General features: G+C 51.2%; 10 protein-coding genes. 4 read left to right on the forward strand and 6 right to left on the reverse strand.

Annotation, left to right across the window (positions count from 1 at the left end):
* Positions 1-293: 293 nt before the first annotated feature.
* Positions 294-2,108, reverse strand: coding sequence for a serine/threonine protein kinase (locus tag AC5JLP_RS18440; protein WP_496069401.1), 1,815 nt, complete (start codon positions 2,106-2,108; stop codon positions 294-296).
* 391 nt (positions 2,109-2,499) lie between these two features.
* Between AC5JLP_RS18440 and minC the strand changes: the two genes are divergently transcribed.
* The 4 genes from minC (at position 2,500) to AC5JLP_RS18460 (ending at position 5,962) form a co-directional block, all read left to right on the forward strand.
* A complete protein-coding gene (gene minC / locus AC5JLP_RS18445; protein WP_496069402.1) occupies positions 2,500-3,306 on the forward strand; it encodes a septum site-determining protein MinC in 807 nt (268 codons plus the stop codon).
* 434 nt (positions 3,307-3,740) lie between these two features.
* Complete coding sequence (gene minD / locus AC5JLP_RS18450; RefSeq protein WP_496069403.1) at positions 3,741-4,547, forward strand: septum site-determining protein MinD; 807 nt, start codon at positions 3,741-3,743, stop codon at positions 4,545-4,547.
* 174 nt (positions 4,548-4,721) lie between these two features.
* Positions 4,722-5,066, forward strand: a complete 345-nt coding sequence (gene minE, locus AC5JLP_RS18455; protein ID WP_496069404.1) for a cell division topological specificity factor MinE — start codon at positions 4,722-4,724, stop codon at positions 5,064-5,066.
* 32 nt (positions 5,067-5,098) lie between these two features.
* Positions 5,099-5,962, forward strand: coding sequence for a shikimate dehydrogenase (locus AC5JLP_RS18460; RefSeq protein ID WP_496069405.1), 864 nt, complete (start codon positions 5,099-5,101; stop codon positions 5,960-5,962).
* Between the two features lie 33 nt (positions 5,963-5,995).
* Here the strand turns inward: AC5JLP_RS18460 and AC5JLP_RS18465 are convergent, their stop codons facing one another.
* The 5 genes from AC5JLP_RS18465 to AC5JLP_RS18485 form a co-directional block, all read right to left on the reverse strand.
* Positions 5,996-6,787 (reverse strand): MlaE family lipid ABC transporter permease subunit, encoded by a 792-nt coding sequence (locus AC5JLP_RS18465; RefSeq protein WP_496069406.1) that lies wholly within the window; start codon positions 6,785-6,787, stop codon positions 5,996-5,998.
* Between the two features lie 188 nt (positions 6,788-6,975).
* Complete coding sequence (locus AC5JLP_RS18470; RefSeq protein ID WP_496069407.1) at positions 6,976-7,767, reverse strand: hypothetical protein; 792 nt, start codon at positions 7,765-7,767, stop codon at positions 6,976-6,978.
* Between the two features lie 478 nt (positions 7,768-8,245).
* On the reverse strand, positions 8,246-8,902 hold the full coding sequence (locus AC5JLP_RS18475; RefSeq protein ID WP_496069408.1) for a MarC family protein: 657 nt from the start codon (positions 8,900-8,902) through the stop codon (positions 8,246-8,248).
* Positions 8,903-9,033: 131 nt separating this feature from the next.
* Positions 9,034-9,267 carry a hypothetical protein gene (locus AC5JLP_RS18480; RefSeq protein WP_496069409.1) on the reverse strand — a complete coding sequence of 78 codons (234 nt, stop codon included), beginning with the start codon at positions 9,265-9,267 and terminating at the stop codon, positions 9,034-9,036.
* 140 nt (positions 9,268-9,407) lie between these two features.
* Positions 9,408-10,355 (reverse strand): alpha/beta hydrolase, encoded by a 948-nt coding sequence (locus AC5JLP_RS18485; protein WP_496069410.1) that lies wholly within the window; start codon positions 10,353-10,355, stop codon positions 9,408-9,410.
* Between the last annotated feature and the right edge of the window lie 99 nt (positions 10,356-10,454).

Raw genomic sequence — 10,454 nt, forward strand, 5'->3', positions numbered from 1 at the left:
GATGGCTCAATTAAGACAAAGGCGATCACGACGCATCATAGCAAGTAGATTGCTGCGATGCGATAAACCAGCAAACAATTGGCGAGGAGAGGGGAGGGGGAGAAGGTAAAAGGTAGAAGGCAGAAGAAGTTTTTGGTTGTTAGAAGCTGGCAGAAGGCAGAAGCTGACTAGTTTTTGATTTTTGGTTTTTGGAAGGAGGCAGGGGCAGAAGGTAGAAGGCTAACCCCTAACCCATGCCCCCTCAATTAACTCTTACCTCCGCTTCCCCTGCTTCCCCTGCTTCCCCCTCTTCCCTACCTGCCAGCCAAATTTGTTTCTTGCAGATAGCTCCCCGGATTCAAATCCTGCATCGCTAGCACGTCTGCCCGCACCCGCTGTTTTTCGCTATACTCACGCACCTTCAATTGTGCAGTGGTGTAAGTTGGTGTCGCTTGAGAAATTTGATGGAGCGTTTCAAGTGCTTGATCAAATTCCTTGGCTTCGGCCTGATCGTAAGCCTTCTGGAGGTAGCTTACAGCCTGAATCTGCTGTTTCTCACCATACTCACGGAGCTTTTCCTGCGCTTTCTGGGACACAGAGGTATCTGCGGGAATTTGTTTGAGTGCCTCGATCGCACTAGCAAAATCTTTGTTGATCGCTCGACTGTACGCTTCTTTCAACGATTGAGCCGCCGCAACCTCAACTGGATCGTTTGACGTTTGGGCTGTTGTTGCAAGCGGCGATGGCTGAACGCCCGTTTGCGGTAGCCCCTGTACTGCCGCCATGAACTCGCTACTACGCCGAAACGACGGCTTGGAGAACAGGGCCATACGGTCGTCGAGAAGGGGGTTACGCTGCTGCGCGACGATCTTGTCACGGTTGGGTGCAGCGACACCGCCATTGGAACTTGAGTGAGAAGGGATTGACTCTGCCACCGACACAGCCTTGGGAATCTGCCTTGCTTGCTGGCGCTGGGTTGCATCTGCTACCGATTGACCATCCTGATCACCGTCGCTAAACAAGGTGCGATCGAGCAAATGGGGTAGGGCATAGCCACAAACGGCTGCTGCCATAACAGCACCAATGCCAACTCCAATTTGCACCGCCGGACTAAAGAATCGATCCACCAGCGTTTCTCGATCGGGCGCGCTCAGGGTGGGGAGTGGCAAAGCGTCCTGTAGAGGCAAGAGGGGCGCGATCGTAGAAACCGCTAGCTTCTCCACTGACTCCTGACTTGCAGAACCAACTGAAACAGCCTGCGCAAGCTGACGCAGAGCCTGCAATGCTTCTTTTGCAGACGGGTACCGTTGGGTATGGTCAGCACGCACCATCCGGCTTAGCACGGCAACCAACCCATGCCGCAGCGTTGAACCAGCCGTTTGACCAAAGGGCTGCCAGGTAATCTCTCCTGTTACAGGATCACGGCTCAACTGTACTGGTGAAATACCTGTCAGCGCTTGAATGCCGATTAACCCAACCGCATAGATATCGCTGGCGAGGCACGGTAGCCCTTGCACTTGTTCTGGAGGCTGATAGCCTTCCAGATTGGGTACCATTGAGGGCGCAGCCTGACCTTGCAACGTCATAAGCGACAAATGGCTATCGCGTACAGTACCAAAGTTGGTCAGAATGAGTGCACCGTCCTGCGATCGTCGAATCACATTATCTGGCCGCACATCACCATGTCGGCAGCAGTCTCCATGTACTACTGCTAGCACCTCCAGGCACTCCAGCAGCAGTTGCACCACCCGATCCTCCTGCCAGGGCTGAGACCCTAGCTCCACACTCAAGGCGGTACCGCTCACAAATTCCTGCACCAAATGAAAGCCCTGTTCATCCTCAAAACAGGCAAGCAGTGCGGGCAGGTGCTCGTGCCCACCTAGGCGCTCCAAAGTCGCCGCCTCGCGGACAAACACCTGCCGCAACGCCGCCTGATAAGCAGAATCATGATCGACTGGTAGAACGTGCTGAATCACGCATTCTGGTTGACTGGGGCGACGAGTATCTTGCGCAAGATACGTATGCCCCCAACGGCCAGTCGCCAAAACTTGAATAACTTGATAACGCCCATCCAGTAAGCGATCTAGCCCTGGATAATTGATTTCAACAGGAGTTAATACATTTGGCATAGGGAAAAGATAAAGAAGCAGTGGGTAGGAGAAGAGCGCGCCCCTGTTTCAGGATGCATAATCCTCAAGAAGCACAAGCAAAGCACCGAAATCGAGACCCTTAAATTTCTGTTTACAGGCGCTGAGTTCACTGCTCCGGATCGTTGTGGTAAAAAGCAGAAGGCAGAAGGTAAAAAGTAAAGGCAGAAGGCAGAAGGCAAAAGAAGTTGTTAGTTGTTGGTTGTTAGAAGCAAGCTGGACAGTTAACGGCTGACCGCTGATCACTGAGTCACTGAGAAATTGCGTAACAGCTGTTGTTCACCAATGATGCTTTGCCCAAATGAGTCGATCGACGTGCCGATCGCAGCGTTTCAGCTTACTATTAAAGCCGTTAAAGCTCCGGTTCCCCCGCATGACTGATGCCTCCTCCTCTACATCGGTGCCTGTCGTTCCACCGACTCCTACAGAACCCGATCGCACTCAGCCCGATCACAATCAGCAGGTGCGCTTTCGTAATGAAGGAGGCAAATTGCTGTTGCTCCTGCCCCCCGAAGGCGAAGACAATGAATCCAATACAGCGTTTCACTGGACGGAAGTATGGCAGCAACTGAAGCAGCGGCTAGACGCAAATGAACGCTTCTGGCAGCCTGATACTACTGTGCATTTGTTGGCTCGCGATCGCTTGCTGGATGGGCGGCAACTTCAGGCGATCGCCGATGCACTCACCGAAGCTCAGCTTCAACTCAAGCGGGTTTACACAAACCGACGACAAACTGCTGTGGCAGCTGCCACAGCGGGATATTCTGTAGAGCAGCAGTCTTCGATCGTGCACCTGAATCAACCCACGCAAGAAGCCGCGCAAACCTTAGCAGAACCGCTGTATCTCGAAACTACTTTGCGCTCCGGTGCAGACATTCAGCATAACGGTACCGTGGTCATTCTGGGCGATGTGAATGCGGGTAGTGCGGTTGTTGCAGAAGGCGATATCTTAATTTGGGGACGGCTGCGAGGGGTGGCGCATGCAGGCTCAAAAGGCAATGCTCGTTGTCTCATCATGGCAACGCAAATGGAACCAACCCAGCTTCGCATTGCTGATTTCGTCGCTAGAGCACCTGAAACGCCTCCAGCGCAGTATCAGCCAGAGGTGGCTTACGTAACGCCACAAGGCACTATTCGCATTGCTAGAGCCGTTGACTTTCATCGTGGCGAGAAGGGGTAAAGGAGGAAGTACATTGAGGAGCCAGGGGGCAGTCTTTAGCCTTCTGCCCTCGTCTTCTGCTCTCTGCCTTCTGCCTCCTTCCAACAACCAAAAACCAACAACTAGTCAGCTTCTGCCTTTCACCTTCTGCCCCCTGCCTTCTGCCTTCTTCTTAAAATTGCTTTTTCTGATACCACGATCGGAATGTTACAGACGGAGTATAAGGATAGTCAGGTTCGGTATAGTTAAAGCACTGGTACTGAAACGTCTTGAGCGTCCGATACTGCACTGTTAATTCACCGCGTTACGTCTCAGCCATTTGTCCAGCGTCAGATGCATTTAGTGTCAACACTTTAAGGCATCATTTAGAGTTTAAAAGCAGATGGTGCCACTCTCTGCCTAAAGACCTCCGGTCATTCAGTCCATTGTCCCTGTCGTTATTTACTGCCTAGTCCATGAGTCGCATAATTGTTGTCACATCTGGCAAGGGGGGAGTGGGCAAGACCACGACTACCGCCAATCTAAGCATGACGTTGGCACGGCGAGGCCGTAAAGTTGCCGTGGTGGATGCCGACTTTGGTTTGCGCAACCTGGACTTGCTGCTGGGTTTAGAGAATCGCGTGGTTTACACGGCGGTAGATGTGCTGTCAGGGCAGTGTCGCCTGGAGCAAGCGCTGGTGAAAGATAAGCGCCAACCCAATTTAGTTTTGTTACCCGCTGCGCAAAATCGTACCAAAGATGCGGTCAATCCTGACCAGATGAAGCAACTGGTGCTGGCATTAGCGCAAGCCTACGAATATGTGTTTGTGGATTGCCCAGCAGGCATTGAAATGGGCTTTCAAAACGCGATCGCCGCTGCCAGAGAAGCGATCATCGTCACGACCCCAGAAATTGCTGCCGTCCGTGATGCCGATCGCGTCGTCGGGCTGCTCGAAGCCAACAACATCAAAAAGATCCAGCTCGTCGTCAACCGCATTCGCCCTGCGATGGTGCAGGCAAACGACATGATGTCGGTCGAAGATGTGCAAGAAATTTTGGCAGTTCCGCTCATCGGAGTCGTGCCTGACGATGAACGTGTCATTGTCTCCACGAACAAAGGCGAACCGCTTGTGCTCTCAGAAACTCCTTCCCTTGCGGGATCAGCCTTCGACAATATTGCCCGCCGATTAGAAGGCGAAAAAGTTGAGTTCCTGGACTTAAGCAACACTAATGACAGCTTCTTCACCAAGCTACGCAAGGTTTTGAATAAGAAGATCTTTTAGTGATACAGGAGTCAGAAGTCAGAAGTCAGGAGAGAAAAGCCGATGGCTGCCCCCTTAATCAACGCAAAACTTTGAATTCAAAACTCAAAGCTGTTTCCCTTGCTTCCTCTGCTCCCCCCGCTCCCCTTGCTCCCTCTATACCCTCCTCCCTCATCCTTCACCTCTGTATGCTCCATGTTGATTGAACTTCTCGAACGCCTCTTTGCTCGCCCCGGTGACAACAGCCGCAGCCAGGTGAAGAATCGGCTTAAGCTCGTACTGGCGCACGATCGCACAGACATTCCACCTCAAGCACTGGAAGCAATGCGCAAAGAGATTCTGGAAGTGGTTTCTCGCTACGTGGAGCTTGACACCGAAGGCATGGAATTTGCACTCGAAAACAGCGATCGTACCACTGCCCTCATCGCCAACTTACCGATTCGTCGAGTTCGCCCCACTTCTGAAACCCAACCAACAGAGCCAATCAAACCTGCAAACGTCAACGCCGAACCCACCACAGACTCTATTGTTTTAGAGTAACCTGCACCCTATCCCCCCACCCCATTCTCCCGTTGATTACTGGTAAAACGAAACTGCTCGGTGTCATCGGCTCACCGATCGCCCATTCGCTATCGCCCATTATGCATAATGCTGCGATCGCTCACCTTGGAGTTGATTACGCGTATTTGCCATTTCTCGTCCAGGCAAACTCGTTGAAGCAGGCGATCGAGGGGTTCGCGGCTATTGGACTTCAGGGATTCAACATTACGATTCCTCACAAGCAGGCCATCATTCCCCTGCTAGCAGACATCGATCCGATCGCGCAAGCCATTGGAGCCGTTAACACCGTCTGGCGTACAGAAAAGGGCTGGAAGGGTACTAATACTGATGTTGCAGGCTTTCTGCATCCACTGACGCTGTTAGCGCGAGATTGGAGTCAAACAACGGCTGTGATTCTGGGCAACGGGGGGGCTGCCAGAGCCGTGGTTGCAGGCTGTATGCAACTTGGCTGTGCTGCCATTCAGGTTATTGGACGCGATGCTCAGAAGCTAGAGAACTTTTTGCACAGTTGGGTTGGCTTTTCAAGGAGCGCCAAGGTCGAAGTCTACACCTGGTCAGCATTACCCCATCTGCTGCCGCAAGCAGGCTTACTTGTGAATACAACCCCGATTGGTATGTCGTCTCATGAGGCGAGATCGCCCCTCACGTCCAAAGAAACCGACGGTCTCGCGCCCAACGTCATAGCTTACGACTTAATCTATACGCCCAGTCCGACGGTTTTTCTACAGCAAGCCGTTGATCGAGGCGCGATCGCTATTGATGGGTTAGAAATGCTCCTTCAGCAAGGCGCGGCGGCTTTAGAAATCTGGCTACAGCAACCTGCCCCTGTAGAAGTGATGCGGCGATCGCTCAAGCAGCAACTGGGGATTGCTTAGAGAAAACCCGCACAGTAGGCAGGGTAAAACCGTTTAAAACCCTTGTAGCCCAGCATCACTCACGCCTGTAAACATAATCCAGGAGAGAAAGAAATCAGAGATAATGATGGCAAGAATGCTGGTCACGACGGAAGTTGTAGTTGATTGCCCCACGCCCTTTGCGCCACCGCTCGTCGTCAGGCCCCAGCTACAACCAATCACAGCAATCAGCATCCCGAAAATGATGCCCTTGATTGGCCCAGCGAAAATATCCCAAACGGTCATGAGGTCGTGGGCAGATGAGAGAAAAACGTTTGGAGACATATCATACATCTGCGTGGAAATGAGTAAGCCACCAGCCATGCCCGTGAAAAAAGAAAGAATGGCTAAACCCGGCAGCATCAAAGCACAGGCCACCACGCGGGGTACAACCAGGTAATCGACCGGATCTGTTTTCAGCATGTAGAGTGCGTCAATTTGTTCAGAAACGCGCATGGTGCCTAACTCAGCAGCGAAGGCAGCCCCCACCCGTCCCGCTACCACAACCGCCGTGAGAATGGGCGACAACTCGCGGGAAAGCGCGATCGCCAAAATGCCCCCCACTGCCGAGCCTGCACCCAGGCGCAAAAATTCTCGTGAAACCTGAATGGTGAACACCATGCCAATGAACGCCGCTGTAATCAGCACGATTGAGAGCGATTGAGGCCCGACAACCTTCATTTGCTCGATCGTGTTGCGGCGATCGATTTTACCCGTCAGCAGGTGATAGATGACTCGTCCAGCCAGCAGCACAGCCGCCCTTAACCGTTGATTCCATGCTTCTAAAGACGACAACGTTTCATTCATCGGAAACACCAGTGCAAATTATTTGTGATCATACTTCCTAGTCCACTGTAGGCAAGAGCACGGACGAAAACATCACCCCTTACCCCAACTTTTCCTGCTGCTCTGCTGCCGCAGCGTCTCTACGCCATCCTAGAAACGTCTTCACCAGGCTGGCACGTGCTGGAGCAAGCCGATTTGAGCCGTTGCCCTCACCACAGTACGTTTTCAGGCGGTTGTTGGCTGTTCAAATACTCCTGATAGCCGTTTCTGTAGCCATTGGTGTAAGCCTGCTGCTCTCTTGCAGTGACCAAACCCAACTGGTTAATCCCGTTGTTTGGATCTCGAGGCAAATTTGCTTGAGCATCGGCATAGCCATTATTACGGCCTTGCTGCCTCAGTTCAGAAAGCCGTCCCGGTGAAATGGTTGGTAGAGGCGATGGCGACGGTGAAGGACGCTGCTGATACCCCGCATTATAGGCATCGGTATAGATCTGGATCTCTGTAGGGTTTGTCAGCCCAAGCGCTGCAATACCGCTGCCAGGGTTAGACGCAAAGTTTGACTGAGCATCGATTGACCCCTCTTGATACCCACGTCGTTGTAATTCGGCTTTGCGGTCAGGTGAAACCGAACTGGTCGGAGATGGAGACGGAGAGGGTGACGGCTGTTCTCCTTTTCCCTGAGCGTAACCACGGTTGTAAGCATCGATATAAATCTTCTTCTCAGCCTCATCAGTAATGTTCTGACTCACAAGGCCGATATTTGAGTTAGATGGAAACCTTCCAGATCCGTCTTCATAACCATCCCGGTAGCCCTGCTCGTCAAGCTGGTTTTGGCGATCGGAGGCAAACCGTTGAGACTTAGGCGGTAGCGCCGTAGTCTGCCTTGATGTTTGTGAATTCGTTGCCTGATTTGAGCTTTTTGCTGTTGGCGTGGAGATGGGGACACTACAACCAGTGACGATAAAGAGTGCAAACGAAAAGGCGGCAATCCTAATCAACATTCGTTCCTTTGATGGATCATCTAACAAGCTCAACCATGACGCAAAAGAGAGCGCATACGGAGCATTACATCGCTATTAGCTCCAAAGCTCGTAAGTAGCCGAAAGCAAATGGCTTCGATGCTTTCATATTCCACTAAACAAGTATTTTTTGAACGAAAAACGGTGAAGTTTTTTGGGCACACGATCGTCAATCCACGAAGCCTGTTAAAACCATCCGTGATCGGATCTCAAGCTAGCGGCGATCGTTATACCAATTTGAATTGAAAATGCGACACATCCTGTAGGGGCAAGGCATTGCCTTGCCCCTACCCACCGATTGATCTGTAGCCGTCATTCTTTAAATCGGTATTAGACATGGAATGCCCCCAGCCAAAATGGAAGCAATGCGAATAAATCTTGCTTCTAGAGGCTACGCGGCTTACAAAGGTGCTATGGCTTGTTTGCAGCCAGCGATCATCTTTCCACGCGCTAGCAGAATTTAACGCAAGCTGGGAACTGCTTGCTTAACCAAATCCGCTACACCATCTGCCACAAACTGCACAGCTATCGCCAGGATAAAAAAGCCCAACACACGGTTGAGCGCACCTAGACCACTACTACTCATGCGTTTTGCCAGTGTTTCACCTAAAACAAGACAAAGATAAAGCACGATGCCCAGAAGCCCAATACCAACCAGGCAGCCGACGTAATCTACAACTTGGGTAGCCCGCTCAGACATGCCGATGACAACCCCGATCGCACCCGGCCCACCGATAAGGGGAACAGCCATTGGTGTGAAGGAAATATCATCCTTATCCTGCGCGTCCTGGTGCTCGGTTGCGTTGAGGCGTTGCCGTGCTGTGACCATCTCCCAGGCAGTGTGTCCAACGAGAAGTCCGCCCGCTATACGTAGCACTCCAAGTGAAATACCAAAAAAGGCTAGGATAAATTTGCCAATCAAAAAGAACGCTGCCAGTAACCAGATGACATTGATGGCAGTCATACGTGCCTGCTGCATGCGGTAGCGATCGCTATCAGCTTCTGTCAGGCTATAGAAAACGGGAGCAGCACCAATTGGGTTCGCAATGGGGAATAGTGCCACAAAGGTACCCAAGCTGTACTTTGTTAAAGACTGAATGATTTCACCAACGAGCATGTCTGCATACTCAACGCCTTATCGCTACACTACAGCAATTAAACCAATGTTGCTGACTTTAGATGTTTAAAAGACTGGCTAAACGAAGCAGTATTGCTACGGCAGCCGACGTTTCGGCAGTCGCTTTGAGTTTATGTCCAATCGTAGACTAGCTCTCCATTGGCAACTTTCTCGTGAATGAGTTCTCGGACGAGGTCTAGTTCTTCTGGGCTAACTTTGCCATTTGACCAAATGATCGTTTTGATCGCGTGCATTTCTTGAGCTGTCACCTTACCATCTGCGATCGCCCGTTCAATGACGCTCTTCAACTTTTCCAAATGTTTTGCATCTTCCAGCATACTCACTGGCTCATGGCGGTTTTCCATTGGCAAGCGACTCCTAAAACGTTGGTTATAAAAGTAGGCAGTCTACCTCATGGCAGTGATAACCATTTTCAAGGAAGCGCTCACTCAATGTTGCTCATCCAGCACAAGAAGCTGTCGTTTACATGATTTGCTAATTCGTACTACGGATGAACACCATTCTGTTGTTGCAGGAGCCTGAGAAATCGCTGTATTGCCTTCAAGTAGGATTGTGTTCCAGGTTGATATAGCCTGACATGCTCAGCACCCGCAATGAAAAAGAGTTGCTTGGTCTCTGAAGCGGCATCATACAACCGTTGACTCATTTGAGGTGGCACAACAGAATCAGCCGTTCCATGCAGAAATAAGACGGGAATCTGGAGCGATCGCACTTTGGAAAGGGAATCAAACCGCTCTGTCAAGAGCCAACGAACCGGGAAGAATCGCAAGAATCCTCTTTGCTCAACCACTTCAGCCATTGAAGTAAACGAGCTTTGCATGATTAGCCCTTCTGCTTCAGGGTGTTTCACCGCTAGATCGAGTGCGATCGCGCCTCCTAAAGACTCCCCGTACAGCACAATCTGTTTAGGCAGCAGATGGCAGCGTTCACGGAGGTAAGACCAAGCAGCCTGACTATCTTCATAAACTTGGCGTTCGCTTGGGAAAGATCCCTCACTGCTACCATAGCCTCGGTAATCGACCGTAAGGACAGAAAACCCAAGCTGATGAAATGCAGCGACTCTAGCAAGGTAGTTATAGTCGCCCATGTTTCGTCCCACCCCAGAAAAATACAGTATGGTTTTTGGAGTAGTCAGTACCTTCACAGGCTCATCGGAAAGCACCGCATAGTGTTCTTGCGTAGAAGGCGAGGGTATCCACCAACCATGTAGACGATCGTGGGTTCTCGCAATTGGTATCCAAACGTCTTCATACGGCAAGTTGAATGCTGTTGCAGCAGGCAGCATAGACAACTCAGATTTAGGACGGTAAAGCAAATAGCGTTGCCCAAAGAAGAGTAAAAAACAGGCTAGGGTATAAGCGATCGTAATGGCACTGACCACCAACAGTCGTTGCTTCCATGCGTAAGAGCGCTTGCCTCTGCGGCTTACCATTTTAAATGACCCAAGTGTTGATGTCGTGAATCAGACTCTACTATCTCCACACAAAGAGCGCTCCCTCACTGAGGGAGCGCTCTTCATTCAGACCATCAA

Source organism: Stenomitos rutilans, from assembly GCF_059505485.1.

Excerpts from the sequence above, each read along its gene's own strand:
- AC5JLP_RS18440 (WP_496069401.1), bottom strand. The coding sequence starts at position 2,108 with ATGCCAAATGTATTAACTCCTGTTGAAATCAATTATCCAGGGCTAGAT.
- minC (WP_496069402.1), top strand. The coding sequence starts at position 2,500 with ATGACTGATGCCTCCTCCTCTACATCGGTGCCTGTCGTTCCACCGACT.
- minD (WP_496069403.1), top strand. The coding sequence starts at position 3,741 with ATGAGTCGCATAATTGTTGTCACATCTGGCAAGGGGGGAGTGGGCAAG.
- minE (WP_496069404.1), top strand. The coding sequence starts at position 4,722 with ATGTTGATTGAACTTCTCGAACGCCTCTTTGCTCGCCCCGGTGACAAC.
- AC5JLP_RS18465 (WP_496069406.1), bottom strand. The coding sequence starts at position 6,787 with ATGAATGAAACGTTGTCGTCTTTAGAAGCATGGAATCAACGGTTAAGG.
- AC5JLP_RS18470 (WP_496069407.1), bottom strand. The coding sequence starts at position 7,767 with ATGTTGATTAGGATTGCCGCCTTTTCGTTTGCACTCTTTATCGTCACT.
- AC5JLP_RS18475 (WP_496069408.1), bottom strand. The coding sequence starts at position 8,902 with ATGCTCGTTGGTGAAATCATTCAGTCTTTAACAAAGTACAGCTTGGGT.
- AC5JLP_RS18480 (WP_496069409.1), bottom strand. The coding sequence starts at position 9,267 with ATGGAAAACCGCCATGAGCCAGTGAGTATGCTGGAAGATGCAAAACAT.
- AC5JLP_RS18485 (WP_496069410.1), bottom strand. The coding sequence starts at position 10,355 with ATGGTAAGCCGCAGAGGCAAGCGCTCTTACGCATGGAAGCAACGACTG.